This is a genomic window from Baekduia sp. Peel2402, assembly GCF_052567285.1.
Genome location: NZ_CP199582.1, coordinates 3,077,952 through 3,103,131, shown reverse-complemented (window position 1 = coordinate 3,103,131; position 25,180 = coordinate 3,077,952). Strand labels below are relative to the sequence as shown.

21 protein-coding genes are annotated in these 25,180 nt (G+C 75.0%); 8 read left to right on the top strand and 13 right to left on the bottom strand.

What is annotated here, in order from left to right; translation table 11 throughout:
* The first annotated feature begins 32 nt into the window (after positions 1-32).
* Positions 33-3,023, top strand: a complete 2,991-nt coding sequence (locus ACT01A_RS15150; protein ID WP_445147921.1) for a glycosyltransferase — start codon at positions 33-35, stop codon at positions 3,021-3,023.
* Positions 3,024-3,032: 9 nt separating this feature from the next.
* Here the strand turns inward: ACT01A_RS15150 and ACT01A_RS15145 are convergent, their stop codons facing one another.
* From ACT01A_RS15145 to ACT01A_RS15135, 3 genes are read right to left on the bottom strand one after another with little or no spacing between them, the layout of a single operon-like run.
* On the bottom strand, positions 3,033-4,685 hold the full coding sequence (locus ACT01A_RS15145) for a glycosyltransferase family 2 protein (protein WP_445147920.1): 1,653 nt from the start codon (positions 4,683-4,685) through the stop codon (positions 3,033-3,035).
* Positions 4,686-4,691: 6 nt separating this feature from the next.
* Positions 4,692-6,620 carry a hypothetical protein gene (locus tag ACT01A_RS15140; protein ID WP_445147919.1) on the bottom strand — a complete coding sequence of 643 codons (1,929 nt, stop codon included), beginning with the start codon at positions 6,618-6,620 and terminating at the stop codon, positions 4,692-4,694.
* 43 nt (positions 6,621-6,663) lie between these two features.
* Positions 6,664-7,467: a methyltransferase domain-containing protein gene (locus ACT01A_RS15135; protein WP_445147918.1), complete on the bottom strand. Its 804-nt coding sequence runs from the start codon at positions 7,465-7,467 to the stop codon at positions 6,664-6,666.
* A 44-nt stretch (positions 7,468-7,511) separates the two neighbouring features.
* On the opposite strand from ACT01A_RS15135, the gene ACT01A_RS15130 reads away from it, so the two are divergent.
* On the top strand, positions 7,512-8,189 hold the full coding sequence (locus ACT01A_RS15130; RefSeq protein WP_445147917.1) for a cytidylyltransferase domain-containing protein: 678 nt from the start codon (positions 7,512-7,514) through the stop codon (positions 8,187-8,189).
* Here the strand turns inward: ACT01A_RS15130 and ACT01A_RS15125 are convergent.
* The 4 genes from ACT01A_RS15125 to ACT01A_RS15110 are packed head-to-tail and all read right to left on the bottom strand — an operon-like array spanning position 8,173 to position 12,684.
* On the bottom strand, positions 8,173-9,459 hold the full coding sequence (locus ACT01A_RS15125) for an aspartate aminotransferase family protein (protein WP_445147916.1): 1,287 nt from the start codon (positions 9,457-9,459) through the stop codon (positions 8,173-8,175). The two genes, ACT01A_RS15130 and ACT01A_RS15125, sit on opposite strands and share 17 nt — an antisense overlap.
* Complete coding sequence (gene pseC / locus ACT01A_RS15120; RefSeq protein ID WP_445147915.1) at positions 9,452-10,603, bottom strand: UDP-4-amino-4,6-dideoxy-N-acetyl-beta-L-altrosamine transaminase; 1,152 nt, start codon at positions 10,601-10,603, stop codon at positions 9,452-9,454. Before pseC ends, ACT01A_RS15125 begins: the two co-directional genes overlap by 8 nt.
* On the bottom strand, positions 10,600-11,583 hold the full coding sequence (gene pseB / locus ACT01A_RS15115) for a UDP-N-acetylglucosamine 4,6-dehydratase (inverting) (RefSeq protein WP_445147914.1): 984 nt from the start codon (positions 11,581-11,583) through the stop codon (positions 10,600-10,602). Before pseB ends, pseC begins: the two co-directional genes overlap by 4 nt.
* Before the next feature lie 36 nt (positions 11,584-11,619).
* A complete protein-coding gene (locus ACT01A_RS15110; RefSeq protein WP_445147913.1) occupies positions 11,620-12,684 on the bottom strand; it encodes an N-acetylneuraminate synthase family protein in 1,065 nt (354 codons plus the stop codon).
* A gap of 43 nt (positions 12,685-12,727) precedes the next feature.
* Here ACT01A_RS15110 and ACT01A_RS15105 point away from each other — a divergent pair, with 43 nt between their 5' ends.
* A complete protein-coding gene (locus ACT01A_RS15105) occupies positions 12,728-13,309 on the top strand; it encodes a formyltransferase family protein (protein ID WP_445147912.1) in 582 nt (193 codons plus the stop codon).
* Here the strand turns inward: ACT01A_RS15105 and ACT01A_RS15100 are convergent.
* A complete protein-coding gene (locus tag ACT01A_RS15100; protein ID WP_445147911.1) occupies positions 13,296-14,249 on the bottom strand; it encodes a Gfo/Idh/MocA family protein in 954 nt (317 codons plus the stop codon). The genes ACT01A_RS15105 and ACT01A_RS15100 overlap by 14 nt on opposite strands.
* Positions 14,246-15,118 (bottom strand): hypothetical protein, encoded by an 873-nt coding sequence (locus ACT01A_RS15095; protein WP_445147910.1) that lies wholly within the window; start codon positions 15,116-15,118, stop codon positions 14,246-14,248. Before ACT01A_RS15095 ends, ACT01A_RS15100 begins: the two co-directional genes overlap by 4 nt.
* 41 nt (positions 15,119-15,159) lie before the next feature.
* Between ACT01A_RS15095 and ACT01A_RS15090 the strand changes: the two genes are divergently transcribed.
* Together ACT01A_RS15090 and ACT01A_RS15085 are read left to right on the top strand one after the other, a co-directional pair.
* Entirely contained in the window at positions 15,160-16,260 is a 1,101-nt protein-coding gene (locus tag ACT01A_RS15090; protein WP_445147909.1) for a DegT/DnrJ/EryC1/StrS family aminotransferase, read from the top strand.
* An 11-nt stretch (positions 16,261-16,271) separates the two neighbouring features.
* Positions 16,272-17,093: a hypothetical protein gene (locus ACT01A_RS15085; RefSeq protein WP_445147908.1), complete on the top strand. Its 822-nt coding sequence runs from the start codon at positions 16,272-16,274 to the stop codon at positions 17,091-17,093.
* Here ACT01A_RS15085 and rfbG read toward each other — a convergent pair.
* Positions 17,090-18,139: a CDP-glucose 4,6-dehydratase gene (gene rfbG / locus ACT01A_RS15080; RefSeq protein ID WP_445147907.1), complete on the bottom strand. Its 1,050-nt coding sequence runs from the start codon at positions 18,137-18,139 to the stop codon at positions 17,090-17,092. The two genes, ACT01A_RS15085 and rfbG, sit on opposite strands and share 4 nt — an antisense overlap.
* A 38-nt stretch (positions 18,140-18,177) precedes the next feature.
* On the opposite strand from rfbG, the gene ACT01A_RS15075 reads away from it, so the two are divergent.
* Complete coding sequence (locus tag ACT01A_RS15075; RefSeq protein WP_445147906.1) at positions 18,178-19,182, top strand: DUF354 domain-containing protein; 1,005 nt, start codon at positions 18,178-18,180, stop codon at positions 19,180-19,182.
* A 19-nt stretch (positions 19,183-19,201) separates the two neighbouring features.
* Here ACT01A_RS15075 and ACT01A_RS15070 read toward each other — a convergent pair whose 3' ends face one another.
* Genes ACT01A_RS15070 through ACT01A_RS15060 form a run of 3 tightly spaced genes read right to left on the bottom strand, consistent with a single transcriptional unit; the run spans position 19,202 to position 22,029 of the window.
* On the bottom strand, positions 19,202-20,122 hold the full coding sequence (locus ACT01A_RS15070) for a hypothetical protein (RefSeq protein WP_445147905.1): 921 nt from the start codon (positions 20,120-20,122) through the stop codon (positions 19,202-19,204).
* A complete protein-coding gene (locus ACT01A_RS15065) occupies positions 20,119-21,003 on the bottom strand; it encodes a hypothetical protein (protein WP_445147904.1) in 885 nt (294 codons plus the stop codon). Before ACT01A_RS15065 ends, ACT01A_RS15070 begins: the two co-directional genes overlap by 4 nt.
* 42 nt (positions 21,004-21,045) lie before the next feature.
* Complete coding sequence (locus tag ACT01A_RS15060) at positions 21,046-22,029, bottom strand: Gfo/Idh/MocA family protein (RefSeq protein WP_445147903.1); 984 nt, start codon at positions 22,027-22,029, stop codon at positions 21,046-21,048.
* 65 nt (positions 22,030-22,094) lie between these two features.
* Between ACT01A_RS15060 and ACT01A_RS15055 the strand changes: the two genes are divergently transcribed.
* Positions 22,095-24,041, top strand: coding sequence for a polysaccharide biosynthesis protein (locus ACT01A_RS15055; protein ID WP_445147902.1), 1,947 nt, complete (start codon positions 22,095-22,097; stop codon positions 24,039-24,041).
* A gap of 13 nt (positions 24,042-24,054) precedes the next feature.
* Positions 24,055-25,167 (top strand): LytR C-terminal domain-containing protein, encoded by a 1,113-nt coding sequence (locus ACT01A_RS15050; RefSeq protein WP_445147901.1) that lies wholly within the window; start codon positions 24,055-24,057, stop codon positions 25,165-25,167.
* Positions 25,168-25,180 lie beyond the last annotated feature (13 nt).

The window sequence follows — 25,180 nt, the reverse complement described above, 5'->3', positions numbered from 1 at the left end:
CCGCGGGCGCGGTTGCGCCACGGTCGATCCTCATGATCAGCAAGATCGCGCCGCCCGCCGACCGGGACTCCGGGTCGCTGCGCCAGCGGCGCCTGATCGAGCTGCTCCTGGCCGACGGTCACGACGTCGCGCTGCTCGCGCGCGACGGGTCCGAGCCGGGCCAGCGCGAGGCCGCGCTGGAGCTGGAGGCGATGGGCGTCGAGGTGCTGCTGGGCGATCCCGAGCGCTCCGCCGTGGCGCACGCCGCCGGACGGCCGCCGTGCGACGTCGCGGCGCTCCTGGCCCGCGTGCGGCCCGACCTGGTGTGGCTGAGCTTCTACGACGTCGCCGAGGCCTACCTGCCGCTGCTGCGGGCCCACGCGCCCGGTGCGCGGGCGGTCGTCGACACGGTCGACGTGCACTGCGTCCGCGAGGCGCGGGAGGCCGAGCTGAGCGGCCGCCCGGCCGACGCGATCGCCGCCGAGCGCACCCGCCAGCGCGAGGTCGCCGCCTACGGCGCGGCCGACGCGCTGATCGCGGTCAGCGACGACGACGCGGCCGCGCTGCGCGTGCTGGCGCCCGCGGTGCCGGTCGTGGTCATCTCCAACGTCCATCCGCCCGAGCCGCAGGGCCCGGGGCCCGACGCGCGTGACGGCGCGCTGTTCGTCGGCAACTTCCGCCATCGGCCCAACGTCGACGCGGCGCTCTTCCTGGTCGGCGACGTGTGGCCGCGCGTGCGCGCCGCGCTGCCCGGCGCGCGGCTGACGCTGGCCGGCGGCTCGCCGCCGCCTGAGGTCCTCGCGCTGGCCGGCGAGGCCATCGAGGTCACCGGCTGGGTGCCGGCGATCGCGCCGCTGCTCGACGCCGCCCGCGTCTCCGTCGCGCCGCTGCGTTACGGCGCCGGCGTGAAGGGCAAGATCGGCGAGGCGCTGGCTCATGGCGTCCCGGTCGTCACGACGACGATCGGCGCCGAGGGCATGGAGCTCGTCGACGGCGAGCACGCGCTGGTCACCGACGACCCCGCCGGCCTGGCCGACGCGATCGTCCGCCTGCACCGCGACGACACGCTGTGGACCGCGCTCGGCACCGCCGGTCGCGCGTCGCTGGAGGCGCGCCTCTCGCCGCAGGCCGCCCGGACCGCCCTGCGCGCGCTGATGACGCTGACGGTGCCCGACCGCTTCCTCGCGCCCGCAGAGCTGGGCGACGCCGCGCTCTGTGCGCTGCTGGACGCCTACGTGACCCGCTACGCGCCCGACGCGGCCGCCTCGCTCGTCTTCCCGACGACGAACCCCAACGCGCTGCTCACGCGTCTTCTCGCCGCGCTGGAGGCGCTCGGCCGCGATCCGGAGACGATCCCCGACGTCGCGGTGACGCCGTGGCCGCAGGGCGCGCCCGCACCGCGCTCGATCGTCGCGCTGGGCGACGCCGCCGACTTCGCGCCCGCGTCCGACGCCGCCGCGAACGACCTCGCGGGGGAGGGCGCCGCGCCGCGCGCCACCGTCGCCGTCCGCCTGCCCGCCGACGTCGCCGACGCGCTCATCCAGCTCGACGCGCTCGTCGCTGCCGACCTGCCGACCGACGTCGAGGTGCTCGCGCTCGGCGCGCCCGCCGCGGCCGAGGACCGCCTCGCGGCGCTGTCGGCCCGCGCCATCCCGCTGCCCGCCGACGCCGGCCGTCGTCTCGCCCAGCTGCGCGCGGCCCGCCACGCGCGGGCCGCGGTCCTGATCGTCCTGGAGCCGCACGCGCTGCCCGCGCCCGGCTTCGCCGACCCGCTGATCGCCGCAGTCGAGGACGGCGCGACGCTCGCCGGCCCGTTCGGCCTGCGCGTCGCCGCCGACGGGTCGCTGTGGCCCGCGGACGCCGCGCCCGACGCGCTCGCCTTTGACGCGCTTGCGGCCACGGTCGCGACCTGGCGCGCGATGCCCGCCGCGCTCGCCCCGCGCCACGGGATGGCCGAGGCGCAGCTGGCCGCCTGGGCGACCACGCTGGCCCACGTCCCCGCCGCGCGCGTCACGCGCCAGCCCGCGCCGCCCGCGACGGTCCTGATCTGCACGCGCAACCGCGCCGACGAGCTCACCGACGGCGTCGAGCTGCTCGTCGCGCTGGGCGCCGCCGAGGTCCTCATCGTGGACAACGATTCCTCTGACGCCACGCCGGAGATCGCCGCCGCGCTGGCCGCGCGCCATCCGAGCGTCCGCGTGATCGCCGAGGGGCAAGCCGGCCTGTCACACGCCCGCAACGCCGGCGCCGCCGCCGCGACGCACGACCTCCTGCTCTACCTCGACGACGACGCCCGGCCCGGCCCCGGCTGGCTGGAGGCGCTGTCGCGCGAGCTGTCGCGCCCCGGCGTGGCCAACGCCGGCGGACCGATCTGCGCGCTGTGGCCTGAGGGCCACGACCCGGCCTGGCTCGGCCCGCGCCTGGAGCGCTTCTTCTCCGTGCTGGACCGCGGCGACGCCGACGAGACGCTCGTGCCGTCCGCCGTCGTCTACGGCGCCAACTGGGCCGTGCGCCGCGAGGCGCTGCTGGCCGCCGGCGGCTTTGACCCCGCGTTCGGCTTCTCCCCGGAGATCGCGATCGGCGGCGAGGAGACCGGCGTCGCGTGGCGGCTGCACCGACACGGGCTGGGCGCCACGCGCTTCGTCGCTGCTGCGGCCGTCGGCCACCGCATCGACGCCGCGCGCCTGAGCGACGCCTACCTGCTGCGCCGCGCGCTGACCGTCGGCGTCGAGCGCCAGCGCCACCATGTCGCGCTGGACGGGATCGACCGCGACCGCCTGATGCGCGACGCCAACCACGCCGCCGCCCGGCTGCTGGCCCACGTTCCGTCGCTGTCGGGCGAGCTGACGCTCGAGGAGGCGCTGGACGCCGTCGGCGCCGCCGGCCTGAACCAGGAGAACGCCACCCAGGCCGCCGACCACCTCGGCGAGCTGTCCGCCTGCATCCTGCTGCTCGGCGAGACCCGCGTCTCGCTCGGCGCGCTGGTGCTGCACCTGGCCGCCGAGCACCTCGACGGCCGCCTGCGCGTCAAGCAGACCGCGTAGGCGCGGCGCCTAGGCCGCCGCGGCGACCAGCGCGCGCAGCGCCGGCACCGTGGTGTCGTCGAAGCGCGGGGCCGCGCCGACGGCACGGCGGGAGAAGACCGCGTCGACGATCGCCGGCGCGGCGGTGACCGCGAGCATGTCCGGCGAGGCGTCGGAGTCCAGCCCGGCCGCGACGACCGCGCCCGACAGCGTCGCCGGGTCGTCGGTGGCGATCACGAGCGTCACGTCGTCCTGGGCGCCGAACGCGTCACCGTAGGACGACAACAAGGTGGGATCGGCGACGAGCTCGTCGCCGTAAGCCAGCACGGTCACCGTGCGCGCGCCCTCCAACCCGGCGCGTGCGGCGGCACGGGCGACGTTCGCGGCGCGGTCGGCGCCGGCGCGGTCACCTGCGACGGTCCGCTCGGCGCGCACCAGCCTCGCCACGGCGCCGATCACCGGCGCGTCCGCGGCGGACACGTCGGCGGCGCCGGACTCGACGACCGCGACGGCGCCCTGCAGGATCGGGCCCAGCGCGTCCTCGCGCAGGCCGAGGAAGCCGGCGGTGCGGCGCGGGTCCAGCGTCGGCGCGCGCAGCGCGGCGGCGACCAGCAGCTGCTCGGCGGCGGCGGCCAATGCGGTGGCGCGCTCGGCGTCGCTCGCGTCGGCACGCAGCGCGGGGACGGGGAAGAGGACGGGGTCCTTGGCGCGCCGGCGGGCGACCACCGCGCCGCGCTCGTCGCGGACCTCGGAGTAGTCCAAACGCTGGGCGAGCCCGAGCAGGTCGGCCAGCGGGCCGCCGCCGAACGGGCTGACGACGTCGTCGGAGCCGCTACGCAGCCACGCGGCGCGCACGGCCGGGTCGGCGCTGACGCTGGCGGCGCCGAGCGGCACGGGCTCCTCGGCGAACTGCGGGACGTGCCCGGGCTGCGCGCCATCGATCGCCAGCGCGGAGGCGTGGCCGGCCAGCACGCCGTGCGCCCACTCCAGTTGCAGATCAGTGAAGACCCCGGAGCGATTGACGACGACCTGCGCCTTGAGCCGCTGGTCGTGTGGGCGCGCCTGCTCGCAGAGGCCGCCGTCGTCGTGCTGGCGGTAGAAGTAGATGGCTTCGCGCGCCGGGCGCCCGGTCCAGCCGGCCTCGGCGATGCCGAGCCACAGGTCCCAGTCCTCGTAGCCGCGGACGTTCAGGTTGTAGCCCTTGGCCGCCACCCACGCCTCACGGCGAAACAGCGTGGGGCAGGGCAGGAAGTTGCACAGCGCGAGGCGCTCGACGCCCCACTCGACGATCGACAGCCGCTGCTCGCGCGCGCCGACCATCTGCGTGGTCGGGTAGGCCATGCCGGCGGCGGGGTCGGCGTCCAGCTCGGCGACGCACAGCGCCAGCACGTCGGGCGCCAGGTGGTCGTCGGCGTCGAGGCACAGCACGTACTCGCCGACCGCGCGCTCGGTCGCGCGGTTGCGCGGGATCGCGGGCTGGCCGGAGTTCTCCTGCGCGATCACCGTCACGCGCGGGTCGGCGGCCTCGTAGCGGCGCGCGACCTCCAGCGTGTCGTCGGTCGAGCCGTCGTCGACGACCAAGACCTCCAGGTCGGTCAGCGTCTGGGCGAGCACGCTCTCGACGGCCTGGCCGAGATGGCGACCGTAGTTGTAGGACGTGATGACGACCGAGACGCGCGGCATGCCCGCTCAGCCCGCCAGCGCGGCGATCGAGGTGTCGTCGTAGCGCGGCGGCGCCAGCGCGTCGGCGTCGGCCAGCCGCGAGAAGACCGCGTCCACGCCGTCCATGACCTCGGCGTCGGCCTCCAGCGCGAGCAGGTCCGGGCCGTCGTCGCCGGCCAGGCCGGTCGCGGTCACCGCATGCACGAGCGCCTCGGCGTGCTCGGCCAGCGTGTGGATCACGAGCGTCGCGTCGTCGCGTCCGTCAAACGCAGCGGCCCAGGCTTGCAGCAGCGACGTGTCGGCGATGATCTCCTCGGCGAAGGCCAGCGCGGTCAGGCGGCGCGCGCCGAAGCCCTCCAGCAGCGCGTCTTCGGCGGCGGTGTCGCGCGCGGCGCGCTCCTCCGCGCTCGGCGGCGGGCAGACCGCCTCGCCGTCGAGCAGGATCCGCGCGCAGCGGTCGAGGTTCGCGTCGCGGCCGGGCACGAGCTCGGCGGGCGCGCCGTAGGTCAGGGCGCCGTGGTCGAGGTCGGTCATCCGCACCAGCGGGAAGTCCACCGCCATGCGGATGAACATGCCGTAGGCCAGGCGCAGCGCGCGCCGGCGGATCTCCGCCGAGGCGGCGCCGGGCGCCAGGCCGATCAAGTCCTCCAACAGCTCCTCGTAGCGCGCGGGGTCCTCGACGGTCCGGGCGAAGTCGACGCCGTGCAGCGGGTTGCCCGCGGCGACCACGACCTCCTTGCCCTTGACCGCCAGCTCGACGCCGACGGTCGAGACCCACACCAGGCCGACCGCGCACAGCTCCATCAAGGTGTATGAGCTGACGTCGTCGTCGGGCGCGACGATGCGGACGTTGCCCGGCAGCCCCTCGGCGACCAGCCGCTCGAACTCCGCCAGCTGCGTGCGGTTGGCCCCGGTCGACCGGCGGCTGCCGGTGTTGGGGTGCACGCGGACGACCAGGTCGATCTCCGGATGGCGGCGCGCGTGCTCGATCGTGCGCCGGATCCACTCGATCTGCGAGCCGAAGACGCTGCTCCAGTCGGGGTCGCCGGCGACCTCGTCGTCGGAGGAGGTGAACAGCACCCACGTCGGGCGCGCCGGCGTCAGCCCGAGCCGCGCGCGGACCTCGGCGACCGGCTGCGGCGGCGAGGTGAAGGCCTTCCACGGCAGGTCCTTGCCCTGCTCGCGGGCGCGCATCAGCGCGTCGACGCGCTCGGCCTCGGCGGCCGTCAGCGGGACATCGCCCCACTCGCGCCAGTAGCGGCGCATCGGCTCCAGCGACAGGCACGTGGCGTTCTCCACCAACATGAGCGTCTCCGGGCGCGGGCCGCGCTCGTGGATGATCGTGCGGATGCCGCGGCGGCGGGCCAGCTCGAGCGCCACGCGCGTCGAGGACTGGCGGCCGTTGAAGAGCAGCAGGACGTCGGGCTCGGCCTCGTCCATCAGGCGATCCAGCGCGAAGCACGCGATCAGCCCGGAGAAGACGTAGCTGCGCATCGTGCGCGCGATCTTCGGGTCGGCGAGGTCGATCTCGACCGTGCGGAAGTGCGACTGCATCGACATCCGCATCCACTCGCCGACCGGCCAGTCGCCGTAGGTGGCGTCGAGCAGCTCGGCGTCGGCCAGCGACGCCGCCCAGCGCTGGGCCTCGCGCCCCTCGTCGGGCGTCAGGTATCGCCCGAGCCAGTGGAAGTCCATGCCCATCTCGACGACGAGCTTGACCACGCTGAACTGGCACGAACGGCACGCGTCGGCGGGCCGCGGCGCGAGCGCCTCCCAGAACTGGTCGCAGTCGGTGTAGAGCCCGTCGCAGAGGACGTACTCGACCTGCGCGCCACGCTGCTGGAGGCCCTGCAGGATCGTCATCTCCCACCGGCCGTGCAGCGACCAGCGGTTGTACGGGGCGTAGCAGAGCACGCGCGGCGGGCGGCCGGAGGCCGAAGGACGGAGGGAGTCCACACCAAGGTGGTCGGCGTGGGAGCGGAGGGCTTGAGGGGCGCGGTCAGGCGGCGCGGCGCACGGCGGTCAGCACCAGGTGGTCGCCGCCGCCGTAGGGCGCGCCGTCCCAGCCGTCGTAGCGCGTGACGTCGCCGAAGCCCGCCGCGTCCAGCAGCGCGTCGAGCTCGTCGGGCGCGTAGAGCGCCAAGCGTTCAGAGCGGCCCGTGTCGACCGTGCCGTCGTCGCGGTGGATGAACGTCTTGCGGTGCTCCAGGATGCCGTCGGCGAACGTGAAGTCCGAGAGGTAGAAGCGCCACGGGTCGCCGGGCTCCAGCTCGCGCCAGAGGCGGACGTGGCCGTCGCCGGCCTCGACGAGCCGGCGGGTGCGCTCGTGCTGGTAGAGCTCCAGGACGAGCCGGCCGCCGGGAGCGACCGCGGCCGCGGCGCGCGCCAGCAGCTCGGCGCCTGCGCCGGGGCGGAAGCCGTCGAAGTAGGCGAAGGCGCCGGTCACGCAGAGGACGGCGTCGTAACCGGCGCCGAGGTCGGCGCTCAGCGCGTCGGCGGCGGCGAAGCGCAGGCCTGCCGCCCGCGGCTCGTCGGCCGCCCACGCCGCGGCAAAGGCGATCCGCGACTGGGCGAGGTCGAGGCCGAGCCCCGCGCCGACCGCGCCGCGCCGCGCGAGCTCGATCAGCAGGCCGCCGTTGCCGCAGCCGACCTCCAGCACGCGCGCGCCGGTGGGCAGGACGCCGGCCAGGAACGCGGCTTCGGCGGCCTGGCGGGCGAGGACCGCTGCGCGGTAGGCGGCGATCGCGTCGGCGTCGCCGAGGTCGCTCTCCAGCCCCTCATAGGCCGCGGCCAGCTCCTCCATGTCCATCATCATCCCGACTCCTGCGGGCGGTAGCGTGCCCGGCCATGGGAGCGCTCGCGGTGGTGCAGGCGCGGATGTCGTCCACGCGGCTGCCGGGCAAGGTGCTGGCCGACGCCGGCGGTGAGCCGCTGCTCGCGCTGCTGCTGGGCCGACTGCGCCACGCGCGCACGCTCGACGCGATCGTCGTCGCCACCAGCGACCGGCCCGATGACGACGCGATCGCCGACGCGACCGCCGCGCTGGGCGTGCCCGTCGCCCGTGGCCCGCTCCAGGACGTCCTGCACCGCTTCGCGCTCGCGGTCGGTGACCACCCGGGCCCGATCGTGCGGATCACCGCCGACTGCCCGCTGACCGACCCCGCGCTGGTCGACCTCGTCGTCACGCGCTTCACGCAGACGCCGGGCGCCCGCTACGGCTCCAACATCGACCCGCCGCGCTCCTACCCCGACGGGCTCGACGTCGAGGTCTTCACCCGCGCCGCGCTGCTGGACGCCGACGCCCGCGCGACGACGTCGGCCGAGCGCGAGCACGTCACGCCGTTCTTGCGCGCGGACCCGTCCGGGCGCGTCGCGGTCGACTCCGGCCGCGCCCTCGGCGAGCTGCACTGGACGGTCGACACCGCCGAGGACCTCGCCTACGTGCGCACGCTCGTCGCGCGCCTCGGCGACCGCCGTCACGTCGCGCCGTGGGAGGAGATCCTGGCGCTCAGCGCACCGGCCTGAACGCCGGGGCGAGCGGTTCGGCCTCGAGCAGCGCGCGCACGCCGCCAGCGCCGTCGGTGAGGCCGTCGGCCAGGCGCGCCAGCGCGGCGTCGTAGGCGGCGGCCGCGGTCGCGATGTCCTCGTCGCTGTGCGCGAGGCAGATGAAGTTGTTGGTGTTGAAGAGCACGCCGCGGCGCAGCAGCTCCTGCTGGACCAGCGACTTGGCGACCAGCCCGTCCACCGGGTCGCCCGGCTCGCGGATCGCGACGAGCGTGCGCGGCGCCTCGCCGTCGATCGTCACCCAGTCGCTCAGGTTGTAGGTCTTGATCGAGGCGAGCACCGCCGCCCGCAGCGTCTCGCCCATGTCGTACAACTGCGCGTAGGCGGCGTCGTCAAGCGCGTCGAGCGTCGCGCCCGCCGCGGCCAGCGACAGCGCCTCACCGCCGTGCGTGCCGGAGAAGAAGACCTCGGCCAGGAGCTCCATCAGCTCGGCGCGGCCGGCCAGCGCGCTGATCGGCATGCCGTTGCCCAGCGCCTTGCCGAAGGCCACCAGGTCGGCGGTGACGCCGTAGCGCTCCTGCGCGCCGCCCGGGCCGAGGCGAAAGCCGGTGATGACCTCGTCGAAGACGACGAGCGCGCCCGCCGCGTGGGCGCGCTCGATCACGCCCTCAAGGAAGCCGGGCGCCGGCCGCTCCGCGCCCGAGGGCTCCAGGACGACCGCGGCGGTGTCGCCGCCCTGAGCCGCCAGCGCGGCGTCGAGCGAGGCGAGGTCGTTGTAGGTGAACGTCCCGGTCAGCTCGGCCACCGCGCGCGGGACGCCGAGGTCGCGCGTCGTCGTCGCCACGTACCAGTCGTGCCAGCCGTGGTAACCGGCGGCCAAGACGTGGTCGCGGCCGGTCACCGCGCGCGCCAGGCGCACGGCGGCGCTCGTCGCGTCCGAGCCGGTCTTGCCGAAGCGCACCATCTCGGCACCCGGCACGCGGTCCACGATCCGCTGTGCGACGTCGAGCTCGCTCGGGTGCGGCAAGGTGTAGGTGATGCCGTCGCGCAGCTGGCGCTCGATCGCCGCGGTCACGCGCGGGTCGGTGTGACCGAGGATCACCGGCCCCAAGGCCATGGGGAAGTCGATGTACTCGCGGCCGTCGACCCCGAAGACGTGCGCGCCCTCGGCGCGCGTCACGTAGGCCGGCGCGATCCCGCGCAGCCACTGCGTCGGGTTCTTGGAGAGCGTCTGCGTCCATGCGGGCACGAGCCGCTCGGCGCGCGCCAGCAACCGCTCGGACTCACTCATCGAGCAGCCTGCGTACGTCGTCGACGACGCGTACGACGTCGTCCTCGGTCAGCCCCGGGAACATCGGCAGCGACAGCGCGCCCGCGTAGTAGGCGTCGGAGTGGCCGAACGCGTCCTGCGGGACGTCCCACGTGTCGCGGTAGTAGGGCATGCGGTGCAGCGGGATGTAGTGCACCTGGACGCCGATCCCGGCCGCGCGCAGCCCATCGAACAGGCGGCGGCGCACCGGCGCGCCGCCGGCGAAGTGCACGACGAACAGGTGGTGGGCGTGGCGGGAGCCCGCGGGCGCGGCGGGCGGCAGCGCGACGCGCTCGGCGTCGTCGGCCAGCAGCTCGCGGTACTGCTCGGCCAGCGCGTTGCGTCGCAGCACCCAGCCTTCGAGGCGCTCGAGCTGGCGCAGCCCCAGCGCGCACTGGAAGTCGGTGATCCGGTAGTTGAAGCCCAACTCCTGCTGCTCGTAGTACCAGGCGCCGTCGTGCGGGCCGGGCGTCGTCGCCGCGCCGCGGCGGATGCCGTGCGTGCGGAACGTGCGCAGGCGCTCGGCGAGCTCGTCGTCCTCGGTCGTGGCCATCCCGCCCTCGCCGGTGGTCATCGCCTTGACCGGGTGCAGCGAGAAGCAGGTGACGTCGGCGCCCCCGGGACCGCCCACCGGCCGCCCGTCGCGCAGCGCGCCCAGCGCGTGGGCGGCGTCCTCCACGATCCGCGCGCCGGTCGCGCGCAGCGGCTCCAGGTCGGCGGGCAGCCCGGCGAAGCTCACCGGCACGATCATGCGCGCGTCCTCGATCGCGGCCGCCGCGTGCGGGTCCAGGCACCAGGTCGCCGGGTCGATGTCGGAGAAGATCGGCGTGCCGCCGAGGTAGACGCCGCAGTTCATCGACGCCGCGAAGGTGATCGGCGCGGTCACGCAGCGGTCGCCCGGCCCGACGCCGACCGCGTGCGCCGCGCCGTGCAGCGCCGCCGTCCCGCTGGAGAACGCGACCGCGTGGCGCGCGCCCACGTACTCGGCGAACGCGCGCTCGAAGCGCTCGACCACCGGCCCCTGCGTGATCAGGTCGCCGCGCAGCGCCTCGGCGACCGCCGCGACGTCGCCCGCGTCGACCTCCTGGCGGCCGTAGGGCAGGAACGCCGGGCCGCCGGCGCTCACGCGACCGGTGCGACGTCGGCGGCCATCGCCCGCACCTCGTCGACCGTCAGCCAGCGGTCGTTGGTGTCGGAGGCGTAGCGGAAGCCGTCTGCGACGGGCGCGCCGTCATGCGCCTTGGACGACCACGACGCGTACTCGGGCAGGATCACGAAGCCCCAGTCGGCCTCGACCGCATGACGCGCCTCGTCTTCGGTCAGCAACGTCTCGTGGAGCTTCTCGCCGGGGCGGATCCCGACGATCCGCCGCTCGGCGCCGGGCGCCAGCGCCTCGGCGAGGTCGGTGATCCGCATCGACGGGATCTTGGGGACGAACACCTCGCCGCCGCCCATCCGGTCCAGCGACGCGAGCACGAAGTCCACGGCCTCGTCGAGCGTGATCCAGTAGCGCGTCATGTCGGCGTCGGTGATCGTCACCGCGCCGCCGGCGGCCTGGGCCTTGAAGAGCGGGACGACCGAGCCGCGCGAGCCGACGACGTTGCCGTAGCGCACGCAGGCAAAGCGGGCGACCGAGTCCGCGGCATAGGCATTGCCTTGGACGATCAGCTTCTCCTGGCAGAGCTTGGTCGCGCCGTAGAGGTTGACGGGGTTGACGGCCTTGTCGGTGGACAACGCAAGCGTCAGCGGGACGTCGTTCTCGATCGCGGCCGAGACCACGTTCTCGGACCCGATGACGTTGGTCTGCACCGCTTCGGACGGGTTGTACTCACACGCCGGGACCTGCTTCATCGCCGCCGCGTGGACGATGACGTCGACGCCGCGCGTGGCGCGCACCAGGCGCGGTAGGTCGCGCACGTCGCCGATGAGCATCCGCAGGCGCGGATCGTCGCCCAGGCGCCGCTGGAGGTCGTACTGCTTGAGCTCGTCGCGGCTGAAGACGCGGATCGCCCGCGGGTCCTGCTCGGCGAGCAGGCGCTCCACAAAACGCGTCCCGAAGGACCCGGTGCCGCCGGTGACGAGGACGGTCTTTCCGGTCAGGTCCATGGCCGGCGAAGGTTACGGGACGCCGCGGCCGGTCCCTCAGACCATCGCCCAGGTGATGACCTCGTCGAACGGGATGTCGACGCGGGCGACGCGGCCGACCAGCAGCGGCAGGTCGCGGGGCTTGACGCCGTAGCCGGGGCGCTTGACCGTGAGCATGTCCTCCGTGATGGTCGTGCCTGCGGCGATCTCGGCGGCGGCGATCACCGAGCGGCGGGCCAAGGTGTACATCTCGCCCGCCTCGGCCTCCGACGGGCCTTCGAGGCGGCCGTTGCCGAGCGCGGCCTCGACCTCGCGCACCGCGGCGACCATGGCCTTCAACTCGCCGGGCTCGACGGCGAACGGGTGGTCGGGGCCCTCCATCCCGCGGTCCAACGTGAAGTGCTTCTCCAGGACCTCCATGCCCAGCGCGGCCGCGCCGGTCGCCACCGCGATGCCGGTCGTGTGGTCGCTGAGCCCTACTGGGACGCCGAACGCGGCGCGCATCGTCGCCATCGCGTTCAAGTTCATGATCTCGGGTGGCGAGGGGTAAAGCGACGCGCAGCGCAGCAGCGCGACCTCGCGCCCGCCGCCGTCGGCCACGGCGCCCAGTGCATCCTCGATCTCGCCGTAGGTCGCCATGCCGCAGGAGAGGATCAGCGGGATGCCGGTCGCGGCGGCGTGGCGGATCAGCGGCAGGTCGACCAGCTCGAACGACGCGATCTTCAACGCGGGCACGCCGATCGCGGCGAGCGCGTCGATCGCGGCGCGGTCAAACGGTGAGGAGAACCAGTGGATGCCGCGGTCGGCGGCGTGCGCGGCCAGCTCGGGCTGCCACTCGCGCGGCAGCGCGATCGCGTCCAGCAGCTCCTGCGGCGAGCGCGGGTCGTCGAGGTACTCAAAGCGCGGCGTCCGGCTGGAGTAGAGGTCCGGACCGGTGTAGGTCTGGAACTTGACCGCGTCGGCGCCCGCGTCGGCGGCGACGTCGATCAGCTCCTTGGCCACCGCCAGGTCGCGGTTGTGGTTGGCGCCGGCCTCGGCGATCACGTAGCAGCGCGCGCCGCCGCCCACCGGGATGCCGCCGATCTCGAAGCGGGTCGCGAACCGGTCGGCGGGCTGCTCCATGGCCGGCGAGCCTAGCGCCGGGGCTGGAGGCTAGGGTCGGTCCGTGCCCGTGCTCTTCCTTGGCCGCGACGACTCGCGCGTGCTCGCCGGGCTGCGCGCGGCGGGCGAGGAGGTCGTCGCGCTCGGACCGGACGCCGACGTGGCGCCGGAGACGTTCGCCGCCGCGTCCGCGGTCGTCAGCCACGGCTACCGGCGGATCCTGCGCGCCGACGTCCTCGACGCCGCGCCCGGGCCGGTCGTCAACCTCCACATCGCGCTGCTGCCCTACAACCGCGGCGCGGACCCGACGCTGTGGAGCGTGTTGGAGGACACGCCCAGCGGCGTGACGATCCACCACGTCGACGCGGGCGTCGACACCGGCGACGTGATCGCGCAGCGCGCGGTCCTGCTGGCCGGCGACGACACGCTCGCGACGGCTTACGCGCGCCTGCAGGAGGCGATGGCCGCGCTGTTCGCCGAGACCTGGCCGGCGATCGCGTCCGGGACCGCGCCGCGGGCCCCGCAGCCGCCGCCACCGAGCGGCACCGTGCACCGCGTCGCCGACCGCGCGGCGGTCGAGCACTTGCTGACCGCGGGGTGGGACACGCCGGTCGCCGCGCTGCGCGGGCGCCTCAGGCGAGCGTGACGCGGCGGCCCTCGGCGGCCGACTGCTTGATCGCCTCGGCGAGCGCCAGCGCGGCGATCCCGTCCTGGAGCGTCGCGCGGGACGGGCGGCTGGTGGCGATCGCGTCGAGGAAGTCGGCCAGCTCGGCGCGGTAGGTCGCGCGGACGTCCTCGTCGACGGCGATCGCCTGGTCGGCCTCGTCGGGGCGACGGACGACGACGCGGCCGGTGCCCCACGCCCACTCGGCCGTGGCGTCGGCGCCGACGAGCAGGAAGCCGCGCCGGTAGACAGGCTCGTGGAAGTTGAGGTCGATGGTGGCCAGCGCGCCGGAGGCCAGGCGGGCGACGGCCAGCGCGGTGTCCTCGACGCCGTCGAGCTCCAGCGCGGAGGCGTGCGCGGTCTCGGCGACGACGGAGGTCACGGGGCCGAGCAGCCACAACAGGTAGTCCAGCTCGTGGATCGCGTCGAGGACGATCCCGCCGCCGAGGTCGGCCCGCGCGCTGTAGGACATGCGGTAGTCGGTCTCCGGCCGCCAGCGGCGCAGGTCGTAGCCGAAGGAGACGCGCGCCTGGAGGATCGGCCCGAGCGCGCCCTCGGCCAGCAGCGCGCGGGCGGCGAGCACCGCAGGGTGGAAGCGCCAGTTCATCGCGACGCCGGCGACGAGGCCGGCGGCGGGTTGCAGCGCGCGCGCCGCCGCGACCGTCGTCGCCACCGGCTTCTCGACCAGCACGGGCCGGCCGGCGGCCAGCGCGGCGGCGGCGTGCTCGGCGTGCAGGGCGCTCGGAGAGGCGACGACGACCGCGTCGGCGGCAGCGATCGCGTCGTCCACGCTGGCCGCCCCGCCGCCGTCCGCGACCGCCGGGTCGTGGCCGACGACCGCGACGCCCAACTCCTCCAACAACTCCGCGTGACGGCGCCCGGCCGAGCCGAGGCCGAGCACGGCGACGGTCGCGACGCTCACAGCGCTGCCACTCGCGCCGCGACGCGCAGCGCGCCAAAGCCATCAACCAGCTCGCGGCCGGCGCTGGCCAGCGCGCGCCGCGCCGTCGCGTCGCCCAGCAGCTCCGCGGTCGCCGCCGCCGCGCCCGCGACGTCCGCCACCGCGCGGACCGCGTCGCCGACGCGGCGCAGCTGCGCGCGCTGGTTGTCGACCACGGCCAGCGCGACGCACGGCGTGCCCGCGCACAAGGCCTCCAACATGGTCTGGCCTGCGGCCGAGACGACGACGTCGGCGGCTTGCAGCACGTCGACCATCCGCTCCGGCGCGCGCACGACCTCGACGCCGTCCGGCGGCTCCTCGGTCGCGTAGGGCCCGAGCAGCAGCGCGACCTCGACGCCGCCGGGCGCCGCCGCCACCGCGTCGCGGACCGCCGCCGCCAGCGCGCCCGCGCCGCCGGCCGCGCCGCCGCCGGTGGTCACCAGCACGCGCCGCGCGACCTCCGCGACCGGCCGCGGCGCGCCGCCGCCCCAGAACATCGGACGCAGACAGGCCAGTCGCACGCCGTCCGGCCCGCTCAGCGTGATCGCCAGCGCCGCGTCGTCCGGCGGGTCGCCCACGCCGTCCCAGAACGTCGCCACCGGCCGGCCGCCGCCGAGCGCCGCGAGGTCCGCGCCGTAGGCGTCGACCAGCAGCGGCCCGTCGCCGGCCACGCCCTCGTGCGCCATCCATGCGATCCCGTCGTGCTCGACCGCCCCGCCGCGCAGCGTCCGCGTCAGCACCTCGTGGCCCTGGACGCGCAGCGCCGCCGCGACGGCGCCCGCGCGGCTCAAGTGCCCGAGCCCGACCGTCGGCCCGGCGTCCGCGACGACGGTGATTGAAGAAGCAGGCACCGCGCCGGACCCTACCCGCGCGCGGGCTACGCTTCGCCGCGATGCCCGTCCCGCTCTTCGACCCCACCTCGCCTCGGGCGCCGCTGCGCGCCGACCTCCGCGCCGCAGTGCACCGCGTCCTGGACGGCGGTGCGTTCGTGCTCGGTCCCGAGGTCGAGGCGTTCGAGACCGAGTTCGCCGCCTACCTGGGCGCCGGTCACGCGATCGGCGTCGCCAACGGCACCGAGGCGATCACGATCGCGCTGCGCGCGCTGGGCGTCGGTCCCGGCGACGAGGTCGTCGTGCCGTCGTTCACGTTCTGGGCGTCGGCTGAGGCGATCCCGCCGACGGGCGCGGTGCCGGTCTTCTGCGACGTCGACCCGGACACGATGTGCGTCACCGCCGAGACCGTGAAGGCCGCGCTGACGCCGAAGACCAAGGCCGTGATCGTCGTCCACCTGTTCGGCAACGTCGCGCCGGTCGCCGAGATCGAGGCGCTTGGCGTGCCGGTCGTCGAGGACGCCGCGCAGGCCGCGGGCTCCACGATCGCCACTGCCGACGGCGTCCGCCGCCCGGGCGCGCTGGGCACGATCGCGACGTTCTCGTTCTACCCCTCCAAGAACCTCGGCGCGTTCGGCGACGGCGGCGCGATCACCTGCGCCGACGCCGCGCTGGCCGACCGCGTCCGGACCCTGCGCTTCCATGGCTCAGAGGACAAGGTCGACTACGTCGACATCGGCTACAACAGCCGCCTGGACGAGCTCCAGGCCGCGATCCTGCGCGTGCAGCTCCCGCAGCTCGACGCCTGGGCCGCCGCCCGCGTCGCCGCCGGCGACCGCTACGCCGCCGCGCTGGACGGCATCGTGACGCTGCCCCGCGCGACCGCCGGCGCGCGCCCCGCCTGGCACCTCTACGTGATCCGCCACGCCGAGGCCGACCGCCTCGCCGCCGCGCTGACGGACGCCGGCATCGGCGCCCGGCCCTACTACCGCACGCCGGTCCACGAGCAGCCGCCGATGCGCCAATGGGCGCCGTCTTACGCCCTGCCCGGCACCGCCGAAGCCGCCCGCACCCACCTCGCGATCCCGATGTCCGCGGCCCTGACCGCGGCGCAGACCGACGAGGTCTCCACCGCGGTCCGGAGCGCGCTGGCCGCGGCGTAGACTCGCGCGCCATGGCGGAGGTGCGGCGGGACCACGCGTGGATCGAGCGCGAGTACGGCACGGACAAGTGGCCGGTCGCGCGCGACGCGATCCGGGCGATCGCGCCGGGCCCGCCCCCCACGCGGGTGCTTGGCGCGGTGATCGACCAGCTCTGGCCGCGGCTCCTGGACCCCGAGCCGGTCGACGTCGTGGTCGACGGTCGTCGCACCCGCCTGCCGCAGGGCGCCGTCCTCGGCGCGTTCACGCAGCTGATCGTCACGTCGGTGCTGCGGGCCGCGCGTCCGGGCGCGGGGCTGGTCGTCGAGCTCGGGGCCGGCTGGGGGCGCAACCTCGCCGAGGTCTGGCTGGCGGGCGGGCCCGCCGACGCGCAGTACGTCGCCGCCGAGTACACGACCGCCGGCCGCGAGGCGACCGACGCGCTCGCGCCGCACCTGCCCGGCCAGCGCCTGACGTCGCGCGCCTTCGACTACCACCATCCGGACCTTGCGGACCTGAGCCGCGACGCGGGCCACGCGGTCGTTTTCTCGGTCCACAGCCTGGAGCAGATCCCGCACGTCGCGCCCGCCCTCCTGGACGAGATCCTGGCGCTGGCGCCCGCGGTCACCGTCGTGCACGTCGAGCCGGTCGGCTGGCAGCTGCCCGGCGCCGAGGATCGCGAGGGCAGCTCGCGCGAATACGCGGAGCGCAACGACTACAACCGCGACCTGATCGCGGTGCTGCGCGACGCGGAGGCGGCCGGCCGCCTGACGATCGAGGAAGCACGCGCCGAGGTGCTCGGGATCAACCCCAACAACTCGTCGTCGGTCGTCGTCTGGTCCAAGCGCGCGGCCTAGCGCCCGAAGGCCGCGATCTGCGCGCGCGTCAGCGCGGCGACGTCCTCGCCCTCGCGGTGGGCGCGGTACCAGTCGGCGGTGTGGCGCAGGCCTTCGGTGAGGTCCCAGGCCGGGCGCCAGCCCAGCGCGGTGCGCGCCAGCGAGGAGTCGAGCTTGAGCCAGTGCGCCTCGTGGGGGTGGGGGCCGTCGTCGGTCTCGCTGTGGACGGCGAGGCGCTCGACGATCCAGCCGACGGGGCGGACGTCGTCCTCGGCCGGACCGAAGTTGTAGGCCCTGGCGAGCGTGGGGTCGGCGGCGGCCCGCTCGGCCAGGCGCAAGTACCCCGACAACGGGTTGAGCACGTGCTGCCAGGGACGGATCGCGTGCGGGTTGCGGATCCGGACCGGCTGCCCGGCGGCGACCGCGCGGTAGATGTCGGGCACGAGGCGGTCCTCGCCCCAGTCGCCCCCGCCGATCACGTTGCCGGCGCGGGCGCTGGCGATCGCGGGCGCCCCGTCGCCGCTGAAGAACGAGGAGCGATAGGCGGCCGTGACCAGCTCGGCCGCGCCCTTGGACGAGGAGTAGGGGTCGTGGCCGCCCAGCGGCTCGTCCTCGCGGTAGCCCCATGGCCACTCACGGTTCTCATAGCACTTGTCCGACGTCACGACGACCGCGACCGCCACGTGGTCGCCGCCCACGCGCCGGATCGCGTCCAGCACGTGGACCGTCCCCATCACGTTGGTGGCGTAGGTCTCGACCGGCTCGGCGTAGGAGCGCCGGACCATCGGCTGCGCGGCGAGGTGCAGGACGACCTCCGCCCGCGCCGCGCGGACCACCTCGACCACGCGCTTGGCGTCGCGCACGTCGCCGTCGTGGTGCTCGACCACGTCGCCGACGCTCGCGGCCGCCCACAGCGACGGCTCGGTCGGCACGCCGTCAGAGAGGCCGATCACGGTCGCGCCCAGCTCGGTCAGCCAGAGCGACAGCCACGCGCCCTTGAAGCCGGTGTCGCCGGTCACCAGCACGCGGCGGCCGGACCAGAAGGCGGGATCGGGCAGCGCGCTCATCGCCTCGGATCCTCCCACTCCGCTAGCGTCGCCGCCCGGTGCGCGCCTGGTTCGACCTCACCAACTCCCCGCACGTCCTCGTGCTGCGACCGCTGATCGAGGCGCTGCGGGCCGACGGCCACGAGGTGGCGGTGACCGCGCGCGACTTCGCGCAGACGGTCGCGCTGGCCGAGCGCTTCGACCTCGGCGCCGAGGTCATCGGCCGCCACCGCGGCGCCAAGCTCGGCGCCAAGGCGATCGGGCTGTTCGATCGCAGCGCGGCGCTGACGCGGTACGCGCGGGGCCGCAAGTTCGACATCGCAATCGGCCACGGCTCCAACGACGTCACGGTCGCGGCCGCGCTGCTGCGGATCCCGCGCAGCACGATGTTCGACTACGAGTTCGCGACCGTGCAGCACACCGTGAACTGTCGCCTGGGCAACGCGGTCGTGGTCCCCGACGTGATCCCGCCCGAGCGCCTCTACCGCTACGGCGCCAAGGGCAAGATCCGGCCCTACGCGGGGCTCAAGGAGGAGTACTACCTCTCCGACTTCGCGCCCGACGCCGCGGTTCTGCAGGAGCTCGCGCTCGACCCCTCGCAGCCGATCGCCGTCGTCCGCACGCCGCCGAGCGTCTCGCTCTACCACCGCTTCGAGAACGACCTCTTCGGCGACGTCCTCCTGAAGCTGCGCGAGCAGGCCCAGACCGTCGTCCTGCCGCGCGTCGCCGACCAGCGCGCCGAGCTGGAGCGCGCGGGCGGCTTCATCGTCCCCGAGCGCGCGATCGACGCCCAGTCGCTGATCGCCTACGCCGACCTCGTCGTCTCCGCGGGCGGCACCATGAACCGCGAGGCCGTCGCGCTCGGCACGCCGGTCCACACGACCTTCGAAGGCCGCCTCGGCGCCGTCGACGAGCGCCTGATCGCCGACGGCCGCCTGCACCAGCTGACCTCCGCCGACGAGGTCGTCGTCACCAAGCGCGCGCTCTCGACCACCCCCGAGCGCACCCGCCGCGACCCACGCGACCTGCTCGCCCTGGTGCTCTCGCCGCTGACCGACCGCTGACGGCCCGCGCGCCGCGCCGCTAGGGCGCGGCCACGAAGCGGATCGTCGGCGAGGCGCAGCGCACCGCGGTCCGCCCCTGCGCGAAGCGCAGCGCGTAGCGCAGCGTCCCGGACCAGGCCGGGCCGCTGAAGGCCGAGCGCACGAGCTGCTGGCTGTAGGCGTCGATCCCCTTGCGCCGCTGCGCCCGCGTCTCGCTCGCCGTCTTGCTCAGGTCCAGCCGGCCGCCGGCGATCGGCTGCTCGGCCAGAAGCGTCTGCACGCGGTCGGGCTCGGTCGTCTTGCGGCCCTTGATCGTCCAGTGGCAGCGCTCCTCGTAGGAGGAGAACGCGTGCAGCGACGTGCCGGCGCCGCCGACCTGGGCGACGAGCCCACGCGGGTAGCTGCCGAAGTCCTGAGAGGTGACGCCGTAGAGGACGCCGTCGGCCGGGGCGGCCGCGGCCGCGGGCGGCGGGGCGCCGGGGTCGGCCGGGCGCGCCGACCAGGTCCGGACCTCGCCGCCGCACTTGAACCCGCTGGCGACGACGCGCGCGGTCCCGTCGGCCCGCGCGGGCGTCAGCGTGCCGTCGGCCCACAGCCGGACCTTGCCCAGCTCGGGCACCGTCAGGCGCTTGGCGACGATCGAGAACGCGGTGCCGTCGGCGTTCATCGGCGCGGTGACCTTCACGTCGGTGCCACGGAGGTTGCCGTTGGCGGTCTTCCCGCAGTGGACCACGATCGCGACCCGCAGCTTGACCACCCACGCGCCGCCGGGCTCCTGCGCGCGCCGCAGGCCGACCGCGGTGCTCTGCGACGAGCCCTGGAGGCGCTGGGCCGCCGGCACCGGCGCGGCGGGCGTCGAGCCGCCGCCGTAGACCGCCGGCAGCGCCCCGGCCTGGGCGTGGGCGACGCCCGGGACGCCGAGGGCGCCGGCCGCCGCCGCGACGAGCAGCGCGCGCCTCACGGCAGCACCACGAAGCCGTGGGTTCCCGCCGCGCAGCGTTCTGGCTGTCGGGGATCGACGACCCGTCGCGTGTCGTGGAAGCTCCCGCGCAGCGCCGCGCCGTCGAACGTCCCGCGCCAGACCGCGTCACGCCGCACGTGCTTGGTCTCCTTGGTGGCCTTGGCCGTCGTCCACGCCCCGCCCGCGATCGGCGCCTCGGCCAACAGCGTCTGGAAGGTGATGCGCGTGTCGTAGGGCCCGTGACGGTCTCGGCCCCGGCAGCGCAACCCGTAGGACATGTAGGCGTGCGCCGTCGTCGCGCCGTCCTCGACCTTGACCACGACCGGGTGCGGCACGGCGCTCGCGCCGCCCTCGTCGGTGATCCCGTACAACAACCCGTCGACGGGTGCCGGCGCCGCGTTCGCCGCCGGCGCCGCCAGGTCGACCTGCCGCGTGGTGAAGGGCCGCTTGGACAGCCCGCAGCCCAGCGACGTGCTCACCGACACGGTCCCGTCCGCCCGGCCCGCGGCCGCGAACGTCCCGTCAGCGGTCACCCGCACCGTGCCCATCTCCGAGGTCTTGGCCCGCGCGCCCCTGATGTGGAACGTCCCGTCGGCGGCGACCGTCCCGCGCACGACCGCGTCGGTCGACCTCCAGCCGGTGCCGCCCGGCCTCGCGCACCGCAGCGAGAACGTCACGCGCAGGCCGACCGTGCCGCCATCCGCTGATCGCCGGAGCCCGACGCCCCAGCTGTCGAGGTAGCGGGTGAACGTGGGCGCCTTGGCCCGGTCGGGGAGTCCGCCGCCGCCGTAGGACGTGTCCGCCTGGGCGACCGCGACGCTCGCGCCGGCGCCCGCAACCGCAACCGCAAGGGCGGTGATCACTCCGAAGCTCTTGAGCACGCAGCGACGCGTACCCATCGACAGGTGGGGTCAGTCGCGCCGCTACGCCGCGTGCTGGCCGCGCCGCGTGGCGGGCCTATGAGCGATCAGCTCAACGCGCTTGACGATCGCCAGCGCCGCCTCCTGGACCGCGATCGCCTGGCCGATCCCGACCTCCGGCGACGTGCGGCGCTCGACGTACTGCAAGAAGGCCGCGGCCTGGGCGGCCGTGGGGTCGACGTGCGGCAGCTCGATCCGCTGGACGACCGACTCGTGGCGGCCGGTCGTCGAGGTCGTGCGGTGCGCCTCGATCGTCCGCGTCCCGAGGTCGGCGGTGATCTCGGCGGAGGTCGTCGTGACCCACACGCGGCGCACGTGGCCGGCGCTGGCGCGCGAGGCGACCAGCGACGCGACGAGGTCGTCCTCGAAGACCAGCAGCGCCTGGGCGTGGTCGATCGGCCCGCCGCGGCGCATGCGGCGCCCGGCGGCCTGGGTGGCGGCGATCGGCTCGCCGCTCAGCGCCAGCACGAACTGCAGGTCCTGCGACATCAGCGCGTGGACGACGTCCAGCTCCGGCGCGGGGCCCGTCACCGCCGGGTCCATGCGGTCGGCGTGGACGCTCACAAGGGTCTGATCGGCCACCAGCGCCCGCAGCTCGCGGACCGTGGGATCGAAGTGCTCGTCGAAGGCGACCATCGCCACCGGGCGGCGCGGGGCGCGGACGATCGCGCTCAGCAGGCTGTGCGCCAGCTCGACGGTCGACGCCAGCGGCGGCTCGATCAGCACGTCGAGGCCCGCTTCGAGCGCGGCGCGGGCCAGCCGCGGCCGCGTCTCCACGGCGCCGGCGACGATCGCGACGTGCGCCTCCTGGAACGCGGGCTCCAGAGCCTCCAGCCAGGGGATTCCCAGCGTCATGGCGAGCTTCTTGGCGGCCTCGGGATCGGGGTCGTAGACGCCTGCGACCAGGCAGCGATCAGCCAACGCGCGAAACGCGCGCGCATGTCGCTCGCCGGCCGGACCGGCTCCGAGCACGATCGCTCTCACCATCTCCCCAGAGTGATCGGTCCCCGCAACTCCGGCTTGAGACCGGTGGTCCTCGTACAATGCCTCCGATGCGCCGGCGCTTCCGCCAGGCTGCGTTGCCCCTGCACCGCCACTCGCTGCCTCAGCTCGGCATCGACGCGGTGCTGGTCGCGCTGGCCTACCTCCTGGCCTACCGGCTCCGGTTCGACGGTGGCATGCCGACGTTCTACGGCGACCTGCTGGCGGAGACGCTGCCCTACGTCGTCGCGGCGAGCCTGCTGATCTTCACCCTCTTCGGCCTTTACGACAAGTTCTGGCGCTACGTCGGGCAGCGCGACTACGTCGGGATCGTCCAGGCGGTCATCGTCGCCACGCTGTTCGTCCCGGCGTTCAACGCGCTCTTTCACCCGGTCAGCGTCCCGTCCGGCCGTGGCGACACGACGCTCAGCGTCCCGACCGGCGTCGTCGTCACGTTCTTCCTCCTGGCGCTGGTGTTCATCGGCGGCTCGCGGTTCATCGCCCGCACGGTCTACGAGCGCCCGCTGAGCGGCTTCCGGCCGCGCCCCGGCGCCCGCCGCGTGCTGATCATCGGCGCCGGCGACGGCGGCCGCCTGGTCCTGCGCGAGATCGTCCGCAACCCGGACCTCGGCCTCAGCCCGGTCGGCTTCGTCGACGACGACCCGACCAAGCACCGCATGCGGATCGACGGCATCCGCGTCCTGGGCCGCACCGACGAGCTGTCGCGGATCCTCGACGAGGTCGAGCCCGACGAGGTCACGATCGCGATCCCGTCGGCGCCTGGCACGCTGCGCGCCCGCGTGGTCTCGGCCTGCCGCGCGCGCGGCATCGCGGTCCGCACGCTGCCGACGGTCTTCGAGCTGCTCAAGGGCGGCGGGGGCAGCGGCATCGCCAACGTCGTCCGCCAGGCGCGTCCGGTCGAGATCGAGGACATCCTCGGCCGCGAGCCGGTCCGCATGGAGCTGGACCGCGTCGGGCGCTACCTCGAGGGCGAGGTCGTCATGGTGACCGGCGCCGGCGGCTCGATCGGCTCGGAGCTGTGCCGCCAGATCTCCCGCGTCGCCCCGCGCAAGCTGATCCTGCTCGACCACGCCGAGGACAACCTCTTCCGCATCCAGCGCGAGCTGGAGGACGAGCGCCACGTGCACCCGTCCGCGATGGCCGTCGTGCTCGCCGACTGCAAGGAGGGCGAGCGCATGCGCGAGGTCTTCTCCGAGCACCGCCCGACGGTCGTCTTCCACGCGGCCGCCTACAAGCACGTCGGCCTGATGGAGCTCAACCCGGTCGAGGCGGTGCGCAACAACGCGATCGCGACGCGGCTGATGGCGCGCGTGGCCGGCGAGCACAACGTCGGGCGCTTCGTCTTGGTCTCGACCGACAAGGCCGTGACGCCCGCGACCGTGATGGGCGCGTCCAAGGCGCTGGCCGAGTACGCCGTCGAGGCCGCGCAGGACCGCTGGCCCAAGACGCGCTACGCGATCGTCCGCTTCGGCAACGTGCTCGGATCGTCCGGCTCGGTCGTGCCGATCTTCCGCCGCCAGATCGCGCTCGGCGGCCCGGTGACGGTCACCGACCGGCGCATGACCCGCTACTTCATGACGATCCCGGAGGCCGTCCAGCTGGTCATCCGCTCCGGTTCGCTGGGCGTCGGCGGCGAGATCTTCGTGCTGGAGATGGGCGAGCCGGTGGCGATCTGGCAGCTGGCCGAGACGATGATCGAGCTGTCCGGGCTGCGTCCCGGGGAGGACATCGTCATCGAGGAGGTCGGGCGCCGGCCGGGGGAGAAGCTCGACGAGGAGCTCTTCAACCCCTACGAGACGACGCAGCCCACGCCCGCCGAGAAGATCCTGCGCGCAGAGCGCGAACGGCTGGACCCTCGAACTGTCGAGACCATGTTCGACGAGGTCGCGCTCCTGGTCCTCGAAGGGGACGCCGCGGCCCTCGCGGCGAAGGTCTCCGAGCTGTCAGAACTGCGCGGCGTGGCGACCGACGGCGGATCGGGCCAGGCCGTTCTCTAGCATGCCCCCCTGCATGACGTCGATCCTGGCCCTCTCGGTCACCGACAAGATCGAGCAGTACGGGGCGTACGCCGGCTTCGCCTCCGTGCTCGGTCTCGCGGTGCTCTCGCTGCTGTACTTCGCCCAGGCCCGTGAGGTCAAGCGCCTGCGCGAATGGGCGGGCCGCTCGCCCGAGCGCGCGGCCGAGCAGCAAGAGCGCGCGGTCGCGGCCGCTCAGCAGCGCGCGGTCGTCCAGCCGCAGCGCCCCGCAGCGCCGACGCCGGGGACGCCCGCTGCTGCCGCCGCGAGCCAGCCGCGCCCCGCCGCCGCGACGCCCGCGGGCCAGGCCGCCTCGGCTCCGGCCGGCGCTGCCGCTGCGGCCGCCACCGCCGCGGGCGCCGCCGGAACCGCCACCCAGACCCCGCCGGGCGCCGCAGGCCAGCCCACGACCGCGATGCCGGCCGCCAACGGCGCCGCCGCCGCGTCCCCGCCGGCCACGCCGACCCCCACGCCGACGCCGCCCGCGCGCCCCGGCCAGCCGCTGCGCGTCCCGCCCAACGGTCCGGCCGGCTCCACCGCCGCGCGCCTGCAAGATCCTGATGACGACGAGCCGCGCTCGCGCACCGGGCTCTTCGCCGCCATCGGCGCGATCGTCGTCGTCCTGATCGTCGGCGGCCTGCTGCTCTCCGGCGTCTTCAGCAGCGACGACACCGGCACGCAGCCGCCGTCGACCGTCGCGGCGGACAACAGCTCCAACGCCGCCGACGACGGCACGTCGACGACCAAGAAGAAGACCACGACGCCGTCCTCGGCGCCCAAGCCCGGCACCTACACGGTCGCCGTACTCAACGGCACGACGGTCCCCGGCCTAGCCCGCGGCGTCGCCAACCGCCTCCAGAACACCAAGTACAAGATCGGCAACGTCACCAACGCGGCCACGCAGGACCGTTCCGCGACGCTCGTCGAGTTCGCGCAGGGCCACCGCGCCGAGGCCGACCAGGTCGCCAAGGCGATCGACGTCGGCAGCGACTCGATCCAGCCGCTGACGGCCGGCTCCAAGACGATCGCGGGCGATGCGGCGACGGTGGTCGTGACGGTCGGCTCCGACCAGAACGTCTCGCCGCAGCAGACCGGCACGACCGGCTGAGGCCCGTCACCCC

What these genes read in the sequence shown, in the direction of transcription:
- ACT01A_RS15150 (WP_445147921.1), top strand. Translation starts at nt 33, where the DNA reads ATGATCAGCAAGATCGCGCCGCCCGCCGACCGGGACTCCGGGTCGCTG.
- ACT01A_RS15145 (WP_445147920.1), bottom strand. Translation starts at nt 4,685, where the DNA reads ATGCCGCGCGTCTCGGTCGTCATCACGTCCTACAACTACGGTCGCCAT.
- ACT01A_RS15135 (WP_445147918.1), bottom strand. Translation starts at nt 7,467, where the DNA reads ATGGAGGAGCTGGCCGCGGCCTATGAGGGGCTGGAGAGCGACCTCGGC.
- ACT01A_RS15130 (WP_445147917.1), top strand. Translation starts at nt 7,512, where the DNA reads ATGGGAGCGCTCGCGGTGGTGCAGGCGCGGATGTCGTCCACGCGGCTG.
- ACT01A_RS15125 (WP_445147916.1), bottom strand. Translation starts at nt 9,459, where the DNA reads ATGAGTGAGTCCGAGCGGTTGCTGGCGCGCGCCGAGCGGCTCGTGCCC.
- pseB (WP_445147914.1), bottom strand. Translation starts at nt 11,583, where the DNA reads ATGGACCTGACCGGAAAGACCGTCCTCGTCACCGGCGGCACCGGGTCC.
- ACT01A_RS15110 (WP_445147913.1), bottom strand. Translation starts at nt 12,684, where the DNA reads ATGGAGCAGCCCGCCGACCGGTTCGCGACCCGCTTCGAGATCGGCGGC.
- ACT01A_RS15090 (WP_445147909.1), top strand. Translation starts at nt 15,160, where the DNA reads ATGCCCGTCCCGCTCTTCGACCCCACCTCGCCTCGGGCGCCGCTGCGC.
- ACT01A_RS15085 (WP_445147908.1), top strand. Translation starts at nt 16,272, where the DNA reads ATGGCGGAGGTGCGGCGGGACCACGCGTGGATCGAGCGCGAGTACGGC.
- rfbG (WP_445147907.1), bottom strand. Translation starts at nt 18,139, where the DNA reads ATGAGCGCGCTGCCCGATCCCGCCTTCTGGTCCGGCCGCCGCGTGCTG.
- ACT01A_RS15060 (WP_445147903.1), bottom strand. Translation starts at nt 22,029, where the DNA reads ATGGTGAGAGCGATCGTGCTCGGAGCCGGTCCGGCCGGCGAGCGACAT.
- ACT01A_RS15055 (WP_445147902.1), top strand. Translation starts at nt 22,095, where the DNA reads ATGCGCCGGCGCTTCCGCCAGGCTGCGTTGCCCCTGCACCGCCACTCG.
- ACT01A_RS15050 (WP_445147901.1), top strand. Translation starts at nt 24,055, where the DNA reads ATGACGTCGATCCTGGCCCTCTCGGTCACCGACAAGATCGAGCAGTAC.